The sequence below is a fragment of the Actinoplanes sp. G11-F43 genome (genome assembly GCF_050589265.1).
In the GTDB taxonomy this organism is placed as follows: domain Bacteria; phylum Actinomycetota; class Actinomycetes; order Mycobacteriales; family Micromonosporaceae; genus Actinoplanes.
In genome coordinates, this window is record NZ_JBNZCE010000048.1 from 51,916 (window position 1) to 69,522 (window position 17,607).

The 17,607-nt window shown below is 69.9% G+C and carries 16 protein-coding genes; 8 read left to right on the plus strand and 8 right to left on the minus strand.

Annotated features, from left to right (window positions below):
- Window positions 1-20: 20 nt before the first annotated feature.
- The 5 genes from ACQ0O7_RS39990 to ACQ0O7_RS40010 all read right to left on the minus strand — a co-directional run bounded on the left by ACQ0O7_RS39990 (window position 21) and on the right by ACQ0O7_RS40010 (window position 6,317).
- Window positions 21-1,736 (minus strand): aldehyde dehydrogenase family protein, encoded by a 1,716-nt coding sequence (locus tag ACQ0O7_RS39990; protein ID WP_430790729.1) that lies wholly within the window; start codon window positions 1,734-1,736, stop codon window positions 21-23.
- A gap of 262 nt (window positions 1,737-1,998) precedes the next feature.
- Complete coding sequence (locus ACQ0O7_RS39995) at window positions 1,999-3,126, minus strand: L-talarate/galactarate dehydratase (protein WP_430790731.1); 1,128 nt, start codon at window positions 3,124-3,126, stop codon at window positions 1,999-2,001.
- Between the two features lie 3 nt (window positions 3,127-3,129).
- Window positions 3,130-4,452 (minus strand): enolase C-terminal domain-like protein, encoded by a 1,323-nt coding sequence (locus ACQ0O7_RS40000; RefSeq protein WP_430790733.1) that lies wholly within the window; start codon window positions 4,450-4,452, stop codon window positions 3,130-3,132.
- Window positions 4,449-5,366, minus strand: a complete 918-nt coding sequence (gene kdgD, locus ACQ0O7_RS40005) for a 5-dehydro-4-deoxyglucarate dehydratase (protein ID WP_430790735.1) — start codon at window positions 5,364-5,366, stop codon at window positions 4,449-4,451. Before kdgD ends, ACQ0O7_RS40000 begins: the two co-directional genes overlap by 4 nt.
- A 63-nt stretch (window positions 5,367-5,429) precedes the next feature.
- Window positions 5,430-6,317, minus strand: coding sequence for a LysR family transcriptional regulator (locus tag ACQ0O7_RS40010; RefSeq protein WP_430790737.1), 888 nt, complete (start codon window positions 6,315-6,317; stop codon window positions 5,430-5,432).
- Between the two features lie 104 nt (window positions 6,318-6,421).
- Here ACQ0O7_RS40010 and ACQ0O7_RS40015 point away from each other — a divergent pair, with 104 nt between their 5' ends.
- Genes ACQ0O7_RS40015 through ACQ0O7_RS40030 form a run of 4 tightly spaced genes read left to right on the plus strand, consistent with a single transcriptional unit; the run spans window position 6,422 to window position 10,065 of the window.
- Window positions 6,422-7,411, plus strand: a complete 990-nt coding sequence (locus ACQ0O7_RS40015) for a tripartite tricarboxylate transporter substrate binding protein (RefSeq protein ID WP_430790739.1) — start codon at window positions 6,422-6,424, stop codon at window positions 7,409-7,411.
- Window positions 7,408-7,863, plus strand: coding sequence for a tripartite tricarboxylate transporter TctB family protein (locus ACQ0O7_RS40020; protein ID WP_430790741.1), 456 nt, complete (start codon window positions 7,408-7,410; stop codon window positions 7,861-7,863). Before ACQ0O7_RS40015 ends, ACQ0O7_RS40020 begins: the two co-directional genes overlap by 4 nt.
- Before the next feature lie 16 nt (window positions 7,864-7,879).
- A complete protein-coding gene (locus tag ACQ0O7_RS40025) occupies window positions 7,880-9,673 on the plus strand; it encodes a tripartite tricarboxylate transporter permease (protein ID WP_430790743.1) in 1,794 nt (597 codons plus the stop codon).
- Complete coding sequence (locus ACQ0O7_RS40030) at window positions 9,670-10,065, plus strand: universal stress protein (RefSeq protein WP_430790745.1); 396 nt, start codon at window positions 9,670-9,672, stop codon at window positions 10,063-10,065. Before ACQ0O7_RS40025 ends, ACQ0O7_RS40030 begins: the two co-directional genes overlap by 4 nt.
- A 317-nt stretch (window positions 10,066-10,382) precedes the next feature.
- Here the strand turns inward: ACQ0O7_RS40030 and rfbD are convergent, their stop codons facing one another.
- Both rfbD and rfbB read right to left on the minus strand, forming a co-directional pair.
- A complete protein-coding gene (gene rfbD / locus ACQ0O7_RS40035) occupies window positions 10,383-11,216 on the minus strand; it encodes a dTDP-4-dehydrorhamnose reductase (protein WP_430790759.1) in 834 nt (277 codons plus the stop codon).
- Window positions 11,217-11,470: 254 nt separating this feature from the next.
- Window positions 11,471-12,448, minus strand: a complete 978-nt coding sequence (rfbB, locus tag ACQ0O7_RS40040; protein WP_430790747.1) for a dTDP-glucose 4,6-dehydratase — start codon at window positions 12,446-12,448, stop codon at window positions 11,471-11,473.
- Window positions 12,449-12,493: 45 nt separating this feature from the next.
- Between rfbB and rfbA the strand changes: the two genes are divergently transcribed.
- The 4 genes from rfbA to ACQ0O7_RS40060 all read left to right on the plus strand — a co-directional run bounded on the left by rfbA (window position 12,494) and on the right by ACQ0O7_RS40060 (window position 16,597).
- Entirely contained in the window at window positions 12,494-13,354 is an 861-nt protein-coding gene (rfbA, locus tag ACQ0O7_RS40045; protein ID WP_430790749.1) for a glucose-1-phosphate thymidylyltransferase RfbA, read from the plus strand.
- Window positions 13,351-13,962 (plus strand): dTDP-4-dehydrorhamnose 3,5-epimerase, encoded by a 612-nt coding sequence (gene rfbC, locus ACQ0O7_RS40050; protein WP_430790751.1) that lies wholly within the window; start codon window positions 13,351-13,353, stop codon window positions 13,960-13,962. The genes rfbA and rfbC overlap by 4 nt, the downstream gene beginning before the upstream one ends.
- A gap of 212 nt (window positions 13,963-14,174) precedes the next feature.
- On the plus strand, window positions 14,175-15,653 hold the full coding sequence (locus ACQ0O7_RS40055) for a sugar transferase (protein ID WP_430790753.1): 1,479 nt from the start codon (window positions 14,175-14,177) through the stop codon (window positions 15,651-15,653).
- A 20-nt stretch (window positions 15,654-15,673) separates the two neighbouring features.
- On the plus strand, window positions 15,674-16,597 hold the full coding sequence (locus tag ACQ0O7_RS40060) for a glycosyltransferase (RefSeq protein ID WP_430790755.1): 924 nt from the start codon (window positions 15,674-15,676) through the stop codon (window positions 16,595-16,597).
- A gap of 865 nt (window positions 16,598-17,462) precedes the next feature.
- On the opposite strand, the gene ACQ0O7_RS40065 is transcribed toward ACQ0O7_RS40060, so the two are convergent.
- Window positions 17,463-17,607: integrase core domain-containing protein (locus tag ACQ0O7_RS40065; protein ID WP_430790761.1), on the minus strand; the 145-nt coding region annotated here is incomplete at its 5' end.

Sequence of the window (17,607 nt, forward strand, 5' to 3'; positions counted from 1 at the left end):
CCGGCCCACCGGTCACGCGGTCAGCTTCCGCTTCGGGCCTGTCCGTCGACGCGGCGTGGAATCGTGGTGTAGTCGTCGCGCAGCTCCGATGGCAGCAGATCGGCCGGGGCGTTCTGCCAGGTCACCGGGCGTAGGAACCGCCGGATCGCGGTGGCGCCCACCGACGTGTGCTGGGTGTTGGTGGCCGGCCAGGGGCCGCCGTGATGCTGGGCCCAGGCGACCGCCACACCGGTCGGGTAGCCGTCGTAGATCAACCGCCCGGTGCGCGACCGGAACCGCTGGGTCAACTCGGCGGGCAGACCGACCTCGCCGGGCCCACGATGGACGGTGGCGGTGAGCGACGCGGGCAGCTTGTCGACGGCTGCGAAGAGTTCCTCCTCGGTAGCCCACCTGGCGATCACCGCGACCGGCCCGAAACACTCCTCGACGGCCTCGGGCGGCAGCGCACTCGCCTCGACCGTGAGCAGCCGCGTTGTGGCCCGCAGCGGTTCGCTGGTCCCGGAGGTGCGGTCTGCGGCGCTGGACTCACCCGTCGCGGCGGTAGCCGTGGCGGTCGGGCTTGTGGTGGCTTGGAGGGTGCCGCCCGCAAACCCTGGCTCACCGAGGCGGCCTGCGGTGACAGGGGTTGTGGCGGTTGGGATTGTGGTGGATTCGCTGTCGGCGGTGGCGGTGGCGGTGGCGGTGGCGGTGGCGGTGGTGGTGGTGGTGGCGGGGGTGGTGGTCGCGGTGCCTGTGGCGGTGGTCAGGGCTGCGGTGCCGCGCTGGTAGGCCTCGGCTATGCCCGCGTTGAGCATCACCATCGGAGGCAGGTCGGTGATCGCGGAGTGGACGGCGGTGACCAGCTTGTCGCCGTCGGGGCCGGTGGGGACGAAGAGGAGGCCGGGCTTGGTGCAGAACTGGCCGGCGCCCATGGTGAAGGACGCGGCGAACTCGGCGCCGATCGTCGCGGCCCGGTCGGCTGCCGCGGCGGGGGTGACCACCACCGGGTTCAGGCTGCTCAGTTCGCCGAAGAACGGGATCGGATCGGGACGCTGTTCGATCACCGCCAGCAGGGCTCGGGCCCCGGCCGTCGAACCGGTGAAGCCGACCGCCCGGATCGCCGGGTGCGCTACCAGGTCGGCGCCGCCCTGGAGGCCGTGGACTATGCCGAACGTGCCGTCCGGGGCACCGGCTTTCAGGGCGGTGGCCGCCATGATCTCGTAGCAGAGTTGGGCGGTCGCGGGATGGGAGTGGTGTGCTTTCAGGACCACCGGGCTGCCCGCGGCGATGGCCGAGGCGGTGTCGCCGCCGGGCACCGAGAACGCCAGTGGGAAGTTGCCGGCGCCGAACACCGCGACCGGGCCGATCGGCACGAGCATGCGCCGCAGATCGGGGCGCGGGCCCATCGCGGTGTCCCCGGCATGGTCGACGGTCGCCTCCAGATAGCCGCCGTCACGGAGCACCTCGCCGAAGAGCTGCAGCTGGTAGCAGGTCCGGGTGAGCTCCCCGTTGAGCCGGGCCGGGCCGAGCGCGGTCTCCCGGTCGGCGATTTCGACGATCCGGTCGCGATGGGATTCGAGCGCCGCCGCCAGGCTGTCGAGCAGGGCGGCCCGGCCGTCCCGGCCCAGATCCTCCAGCGGGCCGGCCGCAGCGAGGGCCGCCGCGCAGATCTCGTCGACGCGCGCGGTGCTGGTCTCGTCGGCGATGGTCTCCACCGTGGCGCCGGTCCGCGGGTCGATGCTGGGTACGCCGGTCATGCGGAACCCTCCAGGGAATCGAGCCGAGTCGCGACCGTGAGCGGGTGGCGTTGCCTTGCCGCGTGACGGTCCGGCCGACTGTCTAGGCGCCGGCCGTCTGGGCACCGGCCGTCTGGGCACCGACCTCCGGGGCGCTGGTCGTCGGGGCGCTGACCTCCGGGGCGCTGACCCGCGCGGCGCTGACCCTTGGAGCGCCGGTCGTCGGAGCGCCAGTCGTCGGGGTGCCGGTTGATGGGGTGCCGGTGGGCGGCCGGGCGGGCGGTCATGCGGAGACCCCGATGTCGGCGCGGTCGACGGTCCACTGGCGGGCCTGGTCGCTGATGGTGACGCCGAGGCCGGGGCGGGTGGACAGGTGGATGCGGCCGTCGCTGATCTCCAGGCGTTCGTTGAACAGTGGGTGCAGCCAGTCGAAGTGCTCGATCCACGGCTCGTGCGGGTAGGCCGCGGCCAGGTGGATGTGGATCTCCATGGCGAAATGCGGTGCCAGGGTCAGGTTGGCGTTGTCGGCCAGGGCAGCCAGCTTGAGGAACTGGGTGATGCCGCCGATCCGTGGCGCGTCCGGCTGGATGATGTCGACGGCGTGGTGCCGGATCAGCTCCTGGTGCTCGGCCACGCTGGTCAGCATCTCGCCGGAAGCGATCGCGGTGTCCAGGGTGCGAGCCAGGGCGGCGTGGCCCTCGGCGTCGTACGCGTCCAGCGGCTCCTCGATCCACACCAGCCCGAACTCCTCCAGCGCCCGCCCGACCCGCTGGGCGGTCGGCCGGTCCCACTGCTGGTTGGCGTCGACCATCAGCGCGGCCTCGGCGCCGATGTGTTCACGCACTGCCCGCACCCGGGCCAGGTCGACAGCCGGTGACGGGTGCCCAACCTTGATCTTGATGCCGCCGATGCCGGAGGCCAGTGAGGCGGTGGCGTTGGCCAGCACCTGTTCGATCGGCTCGTGCAGGAAGCCGCCGGACGTGTCGTAGCACCGCACCGAATCCCGGTGGGCGCCGAGCAGTTTCGCCAGGGGCAGCCCGGCGCGTTTCGCCTTGAGATCCCAGAGGGCCACGTCGATCGCCGCGATGGCCTGCGTCGACGCGCCGCTGCGGCCGACCGACGCCCCGGCCCACACCAGCTTGGTCCAGAGCCGCTGGATGTCGCTGGGATCCTCGCCGATCAGATCGGGGGCGACCTCGCGGGCGTGGGCGAACTGGGCCGGCCCGCCGGCTCGTTTGCTGTAGCTGAAACCCACCCCTTCCAGGCCCGATTCGGTACGGACCTCGGCGAACAGGAACGCCACCTCGGTCATCGGCCGCTGCCGCCCGGTGAGCACCTTGGCGTCGCTGATCGCCGCCTTGAGTGGCAGCGTGACGGAGGAGAGAGTGATGCCGGTGATGCGGTCGGTCATGGGTCACCTCACCAGACAGGGGCGCTTGGGGTCGAAGCGCCAACCGGGAAGAAGGAACTGCATGGCGGTGGCGTCGTCGCGCCCGCCCAGCCCGTGCTCCTGGAACAGCTCGTGGGCCGCTGCCAGAGCGTCCCGGTCGAGCTCGACACCGAGGCCGGGTGTGGTCGGCACGGCGATCGCGCCGTCGCGGATCGGGAAGGGCGCACGGGTCAGCCGCTGGCCGTCCTGCCAGATCCAGTGCGTGTCGAGGGCGGTGATCTCGCCGGGAGCTGCCGCGCCGACATGGGTGAACATCGCCAGGGAGATGTCGAAGTGGTTGTTCGAATGTGAGCCCCAGGTCAGCCCGAAGTCGTGGCAGAGCTGGGCGACCCGGACCGAGCCGCGCATGGTCCAGAAGTGGGGGTCGGCGAGCGGAATGTCCACCGCGCCGGCCCGGACCGCGTGCGCCATCTGCCGCCAGTCCGTGGCGATCATGTTGGTGGCCGTGCGCAGCCCGGTCGCCCGCCGGAACTCGGCCATCGTCTCCCGGCCCGACAGTTCACCCTCGGCGCCGACCGGGTCCTCGGCGTAGGCCAGCACCCCGCTCAGGTCCCGGCAGAGCGGGACCGCGTCGGCCAGCAGCCAGCCGCCGTTGGGGTCGATGGTGATCCGGGCCCGGGGGAACCGCTCGGCCAGGGCGTGCACCGCCTCGATCTCCACCTCGCCGGCGAACACCCCGCCCTTGAGCTTGAAGTCGCTGAACCCATACCGCTCCTGGGCCGCCTCGGCCAGCCGGACCACCGCCGACGGGGTCAGCGCGGGCGCGCGGCGCAGCCGCTCCCAGTCGTCGGCGGGGGCCTCCTCGTGCCGGTAGGGCAGGTCGGTGCGGGCGGTGTCACCGACGTAGAAGAGGTAGCCGAGCACGGGCACGCTGTCCCGCTGCCGGCCCTCGCCGAGCAGCTCGGCGACCGGCACACCGAGATGCTGGCCGAGCAGGTCGAGCAGCGCCGACTCCAGTGCCGTCACGGCGTGGACGGTGACGCGCAGGTCGTACGTCTGCAGGCCCCGGCCCCCGGAATCCTGCCCCGCGTGCTGGGCGCCGAACTCCCGCAGGAGCGAGGCGAACTCGGCCACCGGGCGGCCGATCAGCAGGTCAGCGGCGGTCTCCAGGGTGCTCTGGATCGCCGCGCCGCCGGGCACCTCGCCCAGGCCGGTGCGGCCCTCACTGTCGGTCAGGATCACGACGGTCCGGGTGAAGAACGGCCCGTGTGCCCCACTGAGGTTGAGCAGCATGCTGTCGTGACCGGCGACCGGCACCACCTCGACCCGCTCGATCGTGGGCTTCACGACCGTACACCGGCAATCAGTTTCGTCAGGTTCTCCCGCTCTTCGGCGGTCAGATCGGTGAGTGGTGGACGGACCCGGCCACCGTCCCGCCCGACCGCGGTCAGGCCGGCCTTGATGATCGACACGGCGTAGCCCCGGGAGCGGTCGCGAATGTCCAGATAGGGGAGCACGAAGTCGTTGAGCATCCGGTAGACCGCCACCCGGTCCTGTGCGCGCACCGCCGCGTAGAAGCGCAGCGCGAACTCGGGCACGAAGTTGTAGATCGCCGACGAATACGTGCTCACCCCCAGCTGGAGCAGTGGCAGCGCGAACGTCTCCGCGGTGGGCAGCCCGCCGATGTAGATCAGCCGGTCGCCGACCTTGGCGTAGGTGCGGGTCATCCGCTCGATGTCGCCGACGCCGTCCTTGAGACCGATCAGTGTCGGGTTGCGCTCGGCCAGCTCGGCGACCGTCACGTCCTCCAGGACCGCGTTGGCCCGGCTGTAGACGATCACACCCAGCCCGGTGGCCCGGCAGACCGCCTCCACGTGCGCGATCAGCCCGGACTGGCTGGCCTCGGTGAGGTAGGGCGGGAAGAGCAGGATCCCGGCGGCTCCGGCGGCCTCGGCGGCCTCGGCCTGGGCGACCGCCTGTGACGTGCCGCCGGTGGCCGGGGCGATCACCGGGACGAGCGCGCCGACCTCGTCGACCGCGGTGCGGACCACGGTGTCGATCTCGGCGCTGGTGAGGGAGAAGCCCTCGCCGGTGCCGCCCGCGGCGAACAGGCCGGCGACACCGAAACTCGCCTGCCACGCCAGGTGCTCGCGGTAGCGGGTCTCGTCGAAGGCGAGGTTGTCGTCGAAGTGGGTGACAGGGAACGAGAGCAGGCCCGAAGCGAGCCGGGCGGCCAGGTCGAGAGGGGGGATCGCGTTCACGAGGCAACGGTAGAAAGGGTCAGTGATGCCTGTCCAAGAGTCTTTCAGCATCGATTGATACCTTCACGGCATCAGGTATTCGAGGGTGGCGAGGACCCGCGGCAGTGCCGGATTGTCCGATTCCCTCGGCCAGAGCAGGTGCAGCTCGACCGGCTCCGGGATCGGCGTGTCGAGGCGCAGATAGATCACCTCGGGAATGCCGACGAGCCGCGCGGACTCCGGGACGAACGCCACCCCGCGACCGGCCGAGACCAGCCAGAGCATGGTGATCACCTGGCTGACGGTGTGGAAGACCCGCTCGTGCGACAGCGGCACCATGCTCACGACCAGGTCGTAGAAGTAGCGGGCCTTCTGTGGGGAGTGGAAGATCAGCGGTTCCCGGGCCAGGTCGGCCGGGATCACCGGGCGCCGTAGGTAGGCCAGCCGATGGTCCTGGCGCACCGCGAGCAGCAGCCGCTCCCGGTGGATCAGCTTGGACTCGAACCGCTCCGGGTCGAACGGCGGCCGGGCCAGGCCCATGTCGATGTCGCCGCCGGCCAGCGCGGCCACCTGCTCGCGGGTGACCATCTCGAACAGCTCCACGTGCACCTCGGGCAGGCGCAGCTCCAGCTCGTTGAGCAGCCGGCCGAGAGTCCCGAAGGTCGCCGAGGCGGTGAAGGCGAGCCGGACCAGGCCGGTGGACCCGGAGGAGACCCGTTGTGCCAGCTCCGGGGCCGATTCGGTGATCGCCAGGATGCGCCGGGCCTCGCCCAGGAAGGCCTCGCCGGCCGGGGTCAGCCGCACGCTCCGGGTGCCGCGCTCCAGCAATTGGACCCCGACCGCGGCCTCCAGCTTCTGGATCTGCCTGCTCAGCGGCGGTTGGGTCATCCGCAACCGGGCCGCCGCCCGGCCGAAGTGCAACTCCTCGGCCACCGCCACCAGACCCCGGAGTTGTTCAAGGGTGTAAGCCATGCCGTGAAGGTATCAATCGATGCAGTAATTGGCTTGGACATGCATCGACGCCCGGTCATAGGCTCGCCGCACCCAGTGACCCCCTTCACCGCGGGAGACTCCCGATGAAAATAACGCTCCCCGCACTCTCCCTGACCGCCCTGCTCGTCCTCACCGGCTGCGGCGGCAACCTCGGCTCCGAGGGAGACAGCGGCTCCACCGCCGCCTACCCCGAACGTGCCGTCTCCCTTCTCATCGGCCAGGACGCCGGCGGCAGCACCGACCTGATCGGCCGCGCGCTGGCCGACCCGGCGAGCAAGGACCTCGGCCAACCGATCACCGTGCAGAACAAACCGGGCGCCAACGGGGCGGTCGCCGCCAAGGAGCTCGCCGCCGCCAAACCCGACGGCTACACGCTGATGGTGTTCGTCGGCTCGCTCGCCTACATCACACCCCTCGCCGTCCCCGCCGACCAGGCCGTCGACATCAACGGCTACGAGGTCGTCACCGGCATCTCCCAGGACGACTTCGTCCTGATCGCCAACCCGAAGACCGGGTTCAAGACGGTCCAGGACATCATCGACGCGAAAAGACCGATCAAATACGCGACAACCGGCGTCGGTACGGGTAGTCAGCTCACCCAGACCCTGTTGTTCGCCCAGGCCGGGGTGAACGCGACAGCCGTGCCGTTCAACGGAGGCAACCCGGCCCTGACCGCAGTGCTCGGCGGGCAGGTCGACGTGGCGGCCGTGCAGCTCGGCGAGGCCAAGGAGCAGATCGGGGCGGGCAAGGCGGTTCCGATCGTCACGTTCGCGACCGAGCGGCCCAGCTACATGCCGGACACCCCGACCGCCACCGAGGCCGGATACACCGTGCCGGTCCAGCAGTCCCGGGCGATCGTCGCGCCGAAGGGCACCCCGGCCGACGTCGTGCAACGCCTGCGGACCGCGTTCCAGAAGGGCTTCGCCGACCAGACCTATCAGGACTTCAACACCCAGCGGCTGCTGACCGCCAACGAGGTGGACGGGGCGGCCCTGCTCCAGCAGTGGAACGGCTCGCTGCAGACGTACCGTGACCTGGTGGCCCAACACAAGATCGACCTCGGCGCCAAATGACCACCGAACCCGTGGAGGAGGGCCGGCCCACCCAGGCCGGCCCGGCCGCCAACCTGATCGCCGCGTCCGTCGTCGTCCTGCTCGGCGGCGTGGCGATCGCCGGGGCGAACTCCTTCGGCGAGGGCCCCGGCACCTGGCCGATGATCGTCGGAGTCGCTCTCGTCGTCCTCGGCCTGGCCCTCGCGATCCGGGCCCGGCGCGACGAGCCACCCGAGCGGTTCACCCGCGACAGCCTGCTGGTGGTCGCCGCGGTCGCGAGCATGATCGCTTTCGTCGCGGTGATCACCACCATCGGCTTCGAAATCCCCACCGTGCTGCTCGCCCTCGTCTGGCTGCGCTTCCTCGGCCGGGAGACCTGGCGTACGTCCATCGTCGTCAGCCTCGGCACCGTCGTCGTCTTCTACGCGCTGTTCGTCGGCGCGCTGGACGTCACCATCCCCCACCTGTTCTGAGCCATCTGGAGGACCGTTGTCCGCGGTCATCGACGGCTTCGCGGTCGTCCTCGAACCAACGAACCTGCTTTACTGCCTCATCGGCGTCGTCATCGGCATGCTCATCGGCGTGCTGCCCGGCCTCGGCCCGGCCGTCACCATCGCGATCCTGCTGCCCATCACCTTCGGGCTGGAGCCGGTCACCGCGGTCATCATGCTGGCCGGCATCTTCTACGGCGCCCAGTACGGCGGCACCATCACCTCGGTCCTCCTCCGGCTGCCCGGCGAAGCGTCGTCCGTCGTCACCGTCTTCGACGGGCACGCACTCGCCCGCCAAGGTCGCGCCGGGGCAGCCCTCGGCATCGCCGCCATCGGCTCGTTCATCGGCGGCACCCTGTCGATCGTCGCGCTCACCCTGGTCGCACCGGTCGTCGCCGGATTCGCCCTCGACTTCGGCCCACCCGAGTACACCGTGCTCGCCCTGCTCGGCATCATGCTCGTCGCGACCATCAGCAGCGGCGGTCGGGTCCGGGCCCTCGCCGCCGCCGCGGTCGGGTTGCTGTTCGCCACCGTCGGGCGGGACGACTTCACCAGCGCCGAACGCTTCACCCTCGGCAACCTGTCACTGGCCGACGGGCTCGACTTCGTACCGATCGCGATGGGCCTGTTCGGCCTCGGCGAGATCCTCTACAACCTCGAACAACGCCACCGCGCCGTGCACGCCCCGACCACGGTCACCAACGTCTGGCCCAGCCGGACCGACCTGCGGCAGTCCTCCGGCGCCATCGGCCGCGGCTCCGTCATCGGCTTCATCCTCGGCATCCTGCCCGGCGGCGGGGCCGTGTTGTCCTCGATGGCCGCCTACGCGCTGGAGAAACGCCGGTCCCGCCGGCCGGAACGGTTCGGCAAGGGCGCCATCGAAGGCGTCGCCGCACCGGAGACCGCCAACAACGCGGCCGCCACCTCGTCGTTCATCCCACTGCTGTCGCTCGGCATCCCGGCCAACGCGACCATGGCCGTCATCTTCGGGGCGCTGCTCATCCAGGGCGTCACACCCGGCCCACAGCTGGTGACCGAGAACCCTGAGTTGTTCTGGGGCGTCGTCAACTCGATGTACATCGGCAACGTCCTGTTGCTGATCATGAGCATCCCACTGCTCGGCCTCTTCGTCCGCATCCTCCGCGTCCGCGCGACCGTCCTGGCCCCGATCACGGTGCTGATCACGCTGGTCGGCGCGTACACCGTCAACAACAGCGTCTTCGACATCGGCCTGGTCATCGCCTTCGGTGTCCTCGGCTATCTGATGAAGAAGGCCGGATTCGACCCCGGCCCGATGGTCCTGGCCTTCGTCCTCGGCAGCCTGCTGGAGACGTCGCTGCGCCGGTCGTTGCTGCTCTTCGACGACGATCCGACCGGATTCCTCACCCGGCCGATCTCCGGCACGCTGTTCGCGGTCTTCCTCGCGGTCCTCCTGCTGCCGGTGCTCCAGACGATCCTCCGCCGTCGCCGTGGACCCGGTTCGCCGGACGACGACGGTCCGGGCCCGGCTGATCAGCCGGTGAACGGCCCGGCCGGTGCCGGTGCGGCGGAAAGTGCCGGAGTGGTGGCGAGCGCGGGCCCGACGATGCGTGCGGGCATGACGGATAGTGCCGGCACGGGTGTGACGGAGAGTTCCGGTGAGCCGGTGAAGACCGGTGCGCCGGGTAAGGGCGGTGACCCCGGTTCGGGTGCGCGGGGGACGGTGACCGCTCGTCCAAGCGGTGACAACGGCGGTGCTGATCGTCCTGAGGTGGGCCGTGAGCCCTTTGACAAGACCGAGGAGAAGAAATGACCGTCCTGGTCGGGTATCTACCGACCCCTGAGGGGGAAGCGGCCTTCACCGCCGCGCTGGCGGAAGCGGCTCGCCGGGGCGAGCCGCTGCTGCTGATCAATTCACCGCGGGAGGGGGCACCGATCAGTGCCGAGGCCGCCCACCCCGACCGGATCGGTGAGCTGACGTCACGGGCCGCTGAGGCCGGGGTGGTCATCGAGGTCCGGCAGGCGCCGCACACCGGTGAGCTGTCCGACGCTTTGCTCGCTGCCGCGGAGAGTTCCGGTGCCTCGGTGATCGTCATCGGGCTGCGGCGGCGGAGTCCGGTCGGGAAGCTGTTCCTCGGCAGCAACGCCCAGCGGATCCTGCTCGACGCGACCCGCCCGGTGCTCGCGGTGAAACCGGGCCCGTAAGCGTAACCCCGAAAACCGGGCGGCCTGCCGGGCGAGGGACCTGCTGGGCTGAGAGGCCTGCCGGGCGGGACCTGCTGGGCGGGACCTGCTGGGTTGGGGGCCTGCCGGGTTGGGGGCCTGCCGGGCGAGGGCCTGCCGGCGGGACCTGCTGGGCTGGGGGCCTGCCGGGCGGGACCTGCTGGGCGGGACCCGCTGGGCTGAGGGCCTGCCGGGCGAGGGCCTGCCGCGTTGAAGGCCCGCCGGGCCGCGTGTCCTTCGAGACCGGCGCGGTTCTGGTTCGAGGGAGGGGTGTCTGGGCTGGCAGGTGGGTTCGGGGATCAGCGTTGGAGGTGGGGCATCGCTTCGGTGAGCTGGGTTCGCCAGTGGGGGAGTGGGGCTATGCCCGTCTCGGACCAGCGGGCGTGGGACAGGACGCTGTACGGCGGGCGGCGGGCTGGGCGGGGGAAACGGTCGGTCGTGGTGGGGCGGATGCGGGACGGATCAAGCCCGGCCTCCTCGAAGACCGCCCGCGCCAAGCCGAACCAGGTGGTCGAGCCGGACGCTGTGCCGTGGTAGGCGCCGGGCTGGGCCTGGCCGGTCGCTGCCGCCCGGGACAGGGCCACCAGCTGGTGGGCCAGGGCGTATGACCAGGTGGGCGGGCCTACCTGGTCGTCCACCACGTCCAGGTGTGGGCGCGATTCGGCCAGGGTGAGCATGGTTCGGATGAAGTTGGGGCCGTGTTCGCCGTAGAGCCAGGCGGTTCGGACCACGTAGCCGCCCGCGGACAGCACCGCCCATTCGCCCGCTGCCTTGCCCCGGCCGTACGCGTTGATCGGGGCGTGTGGGGTGTCCTCCGGGATCGGGGTGGTGGCCCGGCCGTCGAAGACATAGTCGGTGGAGACGTGGATCAGGCGCTTGCCGGCGGCTGCCGCCAGCAGGGCCACCGCGCGTCCGTTGATCGCGGTGGCTTCGGCCTCGGCGGATTCGGCGGCGTCGACATTCGTCCAGGCGGCGGCGTTGAGGACCACGTCCGCCCCGGCTACCGCATCGTCGACCTGGGCCGCTGAGGTGATGTCCAGGTCGGCTCGGGTCGCGGCTACGACGGAGGATTCGCCCTGCTCGGCGAGGGCCCGCTGGAGATCCCGTCCGAGCATTCCGCCCGCGCCGGTGATGAGCCAGCGAAGCCGCCCGGCCTCGGGAAGAGGCGAGAAATCACCACGAGAGGAAACGACGATGGAAGGGAGAACAGGCGACGCGGCGCGGGGCGAGGCTACCGCGACCCCCGAGGCAGCGGCTGACGAGGCTGCGGAGGGTGAGGCGGCCGTGGCCGGCGGAGCGGTGGGTGAGGCTGTGGTGGGAGACGGGACGGTGGGAGGCGCGGCGGCGGGAACGGACGGGGCCGGAGCGGGCGGGTGGGCTGTGGGCATCAGAGGCCGGCCCGGGACTTGAGGGGCTCCCACCACGAGCGGTTCTCGCGGTACCACTCGACCGTTGAGCTGAGGCCCTCGGTGAACGGGACCTGGGGTGCGTACCCCAATTGGTCCTGGATCTTGGTGATGTCGAGGGAGTAGCGGCGATCGTGGCCCTTGCGATCGGGGACCGGGCGCACCATGTCCCCGGTCGCGCCGCATGCTTCCAGGAGCCGGGTGGTCAGGTCCCGGTTGCTCAGTTCGGTGCCGCCGCCGATGTGGTAGATCTCGCCGGCGCGGCCCTTCTCCAGGACCAGTTGGATGCCACGGCAGTGGTCGGTCACGTGCAGCCAGTCGCGGACGTTGCCGCCGTCGCCGTAGAGCGGGACCGGTTTGCCGTCCAGGAGGTTGGTCACGAAGAGGGGGATCATCTTCTCCGGGAACTGGTGCGGGCCGTAGTTGTTGGAGCAGCGGGTCACCACCACGTCCATGCCGTGGGTGCGGTGCGCGGCCAGCGCCAGCAGATCCGAACCGGCCTTGGAGGCGGCGTACGGCGAGTTCGGCGCCAGCGGCCAGTCCTCGGTCCACGAGCCGGATTCGATGGAGCCGTACACCTCGTCGGTGGAGACGTGGACGAACCGGCCGATTCCGGCGGCGCGGGCGGCGTCCAGCAGCATCTGGGTGCCGAGCACGTTGGTGGTGACGAACGGCATGGCGCCCGAAATGGACCGGTCCACGTGTGATTCGGCGGCGAAATGGACCACCACGTCGTGGCCGGGAAGGAGTGAGCGGAGAAGATCAGAATCGGAGATGTCGCCCTGCACGAATCGCAGTCGGGAATCTGACACCGGAAGGTTGGCGCGATTTCCTGAATAGGACAACAGATCCAGAACGGTCACCGACGATCCGGCCACTCCGGCGTATTCGTCCTGCAGGAGGGCCCTGACGTACGCCGATCCGATGAAACCGGCACCACCGGTCACGAAAATCTGCACGACTGGCGAGTGTAGACGGTTCGGTGCCCCGTCTAGGGTCGCCCGGTGCGTGGAATTCTTCTCGCCGGTGGGACAGGCTCGCGCCTCTGGCCGATCACCATGGCGATGTCCAAACAGTTGATGCCGATCTTCGACAAGCCGATGGTCTACTACCCGCTCTCCACTCTGGTGTCGGCCGGGATCCGCGAGATCCTGGTGATCACCACGAGTGAGGATCAACCGCATTTCCAGCGGCTGCTCGGTGACGGGAGCCGTTTCGGGCTGGCGTTGACCTACGCGGTCCAGCCCCGGCCGGACGGGATCGCCCAGGCGTTCCGGATCGGCGCGGACTTCATCGGCGACGAGCCGGTGGCGCTGATCCTGGGCGACAACATCTTCCACGGCGTGGGAAACGCGCTGGACAGCGAACCGGCCGGTGGGCGCGTCTTCGCCTATCCGGTCGCCGATCCGGAGCGTTACGGCGTGGTCGAGTTCGACGACGACGGTCACGTGCTGTCGATCGAGGAGAAGCCCGAGAAGCCCAAGTCGACGTACGTGGTCCCGGGCCTGTACTTCTACCGCCCCGACGTGGTGGAGATCGCGGCCGGCCTGGTCCCGAGCGCCCGGGGCGAACTGGAGATCACCGCCGTGAACGAGGCCTATCTGCGACAGGGCCGGCTGGACGTGACGGTGCTGGATCGTGGCACGGTGTGGCTGGACACCGGCACGTTCCAGTCGATGGTGCAGGCCTCGGAGTACGTCCGGGTGATCGAGGAGCGGCAGGGCCTGAAGATCGGCTGTGTCGAGGAGGCGGCCTGGCGGCGCGGTTTCATCTCCGACGATCAGATGCGTGAGCTGGCCGAACCGTTGCTGAAGAGTGGTTACGGGCGATACCTGGTGCGGCTGCTGGACGGGGGACTGCGGTGAAGATCCGGCCGTTGACGATCGAGGGCGCGTTCGAGGTGACCCCGGTGCAGCACGGTGACGAGCGGGGCAGCTTCCTGGAGTGGTACCGGTTCGACCATCTGGCCGAGGCGGTCGGGCACCGGCTGGACCTGGCGCAGGCGAACCTGTCCACCTCGGCGCCGGGTGTGGTCCGGGGTATCCACTTCGCCGACGTACCACCTGGTCAGGCGAAGTATGTGACGTGCGTGTCCGGTGCCGTGCTGGATGTGGTGGTGGATCTGCGGACGGGTTCGCCGACGTTCGGTTCGTGGGAGGCGGTCCGGCTGGACGACCAGGACCGGCGTGCCGTTTACCTGTCCGAGGGCCTGGGGCACGGGTTCTGCGCGCTGACCGAGGGGGCGACGGTGGCCTACCTGTGTTCGTCCACCTATCGCCCCGGTCACGAGCACGGTGTTCACCCGCTGGATCCGGAGCTGGGCATTGCCTGGCCGGTGACGGAGCCCGTACTGTCCGCGAAGGATGCCGCCGCACCGTCTCTGGCGGAGGCCGGCGTCAATGGTCTGTTGCCCCGGTACGACATTTGCAACGACTTTGTCAAATCTCTGAGTCAGATTGACGACAGTCGATAGCTTAAGGTGCCGGTCTGTCCGACTTGGACAGCTTGCTACACATCGGTTCCCGGCATCATCCGAAACGGCATCCTCGCCGAACGGAAAGATGTAGCGCGGCCCCGTCGGCATTGAGAGTCTGTCTCATGTGTCCCGTGGGTTTCGCCACGGCAAAAGATCATGAATCGGTTGCAGCCGCTGATGGGGGCAAAGGCGTGCGAACAATTGAATCGGTGGAGACCGTCGACCTGGCGGCCACCGCCTCCGAGCTCAAAGCCCGTTCCCGGGCCGGCAAGGCCCGCACCGGGTGGCAGAGCCGGTATGCCCTGGCCCTCTACGCGATCGACTTCGTGGTCGGACTCAGCGCCGCCTCCTGGGCGCTGCTGCTCCGGTTCGGCGCCGCCGGCGACTCGCCGGAACAACGCGACTATCTGCTGCTGACCGCGCTGCTCCCGGTCGCCTGGATCGTCTGCCTGGCCTTCAACCGGGCCTACGAGCCACGGCACCTGTTCGTCGGCACCGAGGAGTACGCCCGGGTGTTCCGCGCCGGGCTGGCACTCACCGCCGGCCTGGCCATCGTCTCGTTCGCCTTCGACCTGCGCCTGGCCCGCGGCTACGTGATCATCGTGATGCCGCTGGCCATCCTGGTCGACCTGGGCGCCCGCTTCGTCTTCCGGCAGCGCCTGCACCGGGCCTGGGCACGGGGCCGCCGCCTGAACCGGGTGGTCCTGGTCGGCCACGAGCGTGCCGTCGTCGACATGACCCGGCGGCTGAGCCGGGAACGCTTCCACGGCCTCGGCGTGATCGGCGCCTGCCTGCCGCCCGGCCCGGCCCCCACCGTCACCCCACCCGGCATGCCACCGGTCTACGGCACCTTCGACGACGTCGCCACCGCCGTCGCCCGCTCCGACGCCGACACCGTCATCGTGCTCTCCTGCCCGGAGATCGACGGCCCGGCCCTGCGCCGGCTCGCCTGGCAGCTGGAACGCAACGAGGTCGACCTGATCGTGGCCAGCACCCTGGTCGACGTGGCCGGCGACCGCACCACCATCCGGCCGGTGGACGGCCTGCCGATGCTGCACGTCGAGCATCCCCGGCTCAAGGGCAGCGCCCGGGCGGTCAAGGAGGTCTTCGACCGGGTCGGCGCGATCACCCTGCTGCTGCTCGCCTCACCGGCGCTCGCCGTGGTCGCGGCACTGGTCCGGTTCGCGCCCGGCGGCCGGGGCCCGGCGATCTTCCAGCAGGAGCGGGTCGGCCGCGACGGCAAACCGTTCATGCTCTACAAATTCCGGACCATGCAGGTCGACGCCGAGGCGCGCCTCTTCGAACTGGGCGACCTGAACGACACCGACGGCGCACTGTTCAAGATGCGCGAGGACCCGCGGGTCACCCCGGTCGGCCGGTGGCTGCGCCGGTTCTCCCTCGATGAGCTGCCCCAGCTGGTCAACGTGGTCAAAGGCGACATGTCCCTGGTCGGCCCGCGCCCGCCGCTGGCCAAGGAGGTCGCCGACTACCCCGCCGACATGCGCCGCCGCCTGGTCGTCAAACCCGGCCTGACCGGTCTGTGGCAGGTGTCCGGCCGCTCCGACCTGTCCTGGGAGGAGTCGATCCGGCTCGACCTCAGCTATGTCGAGAACTGGTCGCTCGCTCGCGATCTGGCCATCCTCTTCCGCACGGTCAGCGCCGTGGTGCGCAGCTCCGGCGCGTACTGAACCCGTAGGAGAATCCGAAAGTGAACAGCACGGAGACGGTCGCGGTAGTCGTCGTCACGTACAACAGCCAACGCCTGCTCGCTGATCTGATCCAGTCACTGGGGCCGGGGCTGGAGGGGGTGAACTGGCACCTGACCGTCGCCGACAACGACTCGAAGGACGACTCGGCCGGTGAGATCCACCGACTGAAGCCGGACGCCACGGTGATCGAGATGGGCCGCAACGCCGGATACGCGGCCGGCATCAACGCGGCGGTCGCCAAGTCCGGCCCGTTCACCGCCGTGCTGGTCCTCAACCCGGACGTGCGCCTGACCCCGGACTGCGTGCGGACCCTGCTGGACACCCTGCGCGAGAACGGCACCGGGATCGCCGTACCACTGCTGCACGACGGCGACGGCCGGCTCATCGAAACCATGCGCCGCGAGCCGGCAGTGCGCCGGGTACTCGCCGACGCGGTCCTCGGCGCCGGCCGCGCGGGCCGCATCGGCACCCTCGGCGAGATGATCACCGATCCCGGCCAATACCGATCGGAAACGGTCACCGCCTGGGCTGAGGGCTCCACCATGCTGATCAGCGCGGACTGCTGGAACGCGATCGCCCCGTGGGACGAGTCGTTCTTCCTCTACTCCGAGGAGACCGATTTCGCCCTGCGCGCGCGGGACGCCGGCTTCGTCACCCGCTTCACCCCGGCGGCCCGCGCGACCCACCTGGAAGGCGACTCCAAGGTCTCACCCGGCCTGTGGGCCCTCCTCACGATCAACAAGGTCCGCCTCTACCGCCGCCGCCACCACCGCCTAGCCGCTACCGCATTCTGGGCAGCCCTCCTACTTCGTGAGACGAGCCGCGCCGCGATCGGCAACGTCCCGAGCCGCCGCGCGGTCCGCTTCCTGCTCAACCCCCGCCGCCTCCGCGAGACCCCCGGTCCACACACGGTCACTGCATAAACCTTTGCCGGTACGAGCAACGAAAAGTCACGTGGCCACCCCGCGAGGCGGTCCCGGGCCGAGACCGACCCGCGCCCGCCGGGTGATGAGCGGCGGTCCCGGTCACCCCGCCCCGCCCCGCCTGGTAGCGATCAGTCCCGGTCCCGCCGTCCCCGATGGCAGTCCCGCCCACCTCTTCTTCACCCGGCATTCACGACTGTCTCCGTGACCGCCCCCGTCACCGCCTCTGTGTCCGCACCCCTGTCCCCATCCGTGACCGCGCCCGTCACCGCCCCTGTGTCCGGATCCCTGTCCGCATCCGTGACCGCCTCTGTGTCCGCGGCGGCGGCGTGGCTCTCACTGCTGGCACGATCGCCATCGATCTCTCGCCCGAGCGGTCCTCCTGGCCGTGATCGTGCTCGATTCCTACCCCAATGCGCCTTATCTCTGACGCTCGGCTTGCTTGCGGTCAGTTCCCACGCGTGCGCTCTCCTGTCCGCACCCGCACCCGCACCCGCACAGATCGTGGCGCATCGACCACCGTTTCGAGTCCTGTTCACGGCATTCAGCTCGCCCGCCGGTCAATCCACATGCGGGCGCACCTTCTCGCCGCGATCTTGGCGGATTCACCACCGTTTCTTCATTGCTCCCCTTGCCTGTCGCCCGATTTGCCACAAATCTCCGCCGCGGGCGTCCTCCCGCGACCAATCTTGGTGGATTTACCACCGTTTCCGGTGGTAAATCCACCAAGATCTCGGCTGGACGGGTTAGCCGCGCGAGGGATTGACCGCAAGTGATCAGGCGGCCGATAACAAGAGTCAAATAGGTGGTAAACCCACCAAGATCGCAGACTTTGTCGTCGCCTGTCTGAGAGGTTGACCGTGAGCTAGTTGTGATGTTCGGAGAGGTTGTCCAACCGGGTGATCGGTGAGACACCGCCGATGGCGGTGTGGGGTCTGTGATGGTTGTAATCGTGCAGGAACGCGGGTAGTGCCGCGCGGCGGGCTTTCTCGGAGTTGTAGAACTTGGTG

What these genes read in the sequence shown, in the direction of transcription:
- ACQ0O7_RS39995 (WP_430790731.1), bottom strand. Translation starts at nt 3,126, where the DNA reads ATGACCGACCGCATCACCGGCATCACTCTCTCCTCCGTCACGCTGCCA.
- ACQ0O7_RS40015 (WP_430790739.1), top strand. Translation starts at nt 6,422, where the DNA reads ATGAAAATAACGCTCCCCGCACTCTCCCTGACCGCCCTGCTCGTCCTC.
- ACQ0O7_RS40030 (WP_430790745.1), top strand. Translation starts at nt 9,670, where the DNA reads ATGACCGTCCTGGTCGGGTATCTACCGACCCCTGAGGGGGAAGCGGCC.
- ACQ0O7_RS40020 (WP_430790741.1), top strand. Translation starts at nt 7,408, where the DNA reads ATGACCACCGAACCCGTGGAGGAGGGCCGGCCCACCCAGGCCGGCCCG.
- ACQ0O7_RS40010 (WP_430790737.1), bottom strand. Translation starts at nt 6,317, where the DNA reads ATGGCTTACACCCTTGAACAACTCCGGGGTCTGGTGGCGGTGGCCGAG.
- ACQ0O7_RS39990 (WP_430790729.1), bottom strand. Translation starts at nt 1,736, where the DNA reads ATGACCGGCGTACCCAGCATCGACCCGCGGACCGGCGCCACGGTGGAG.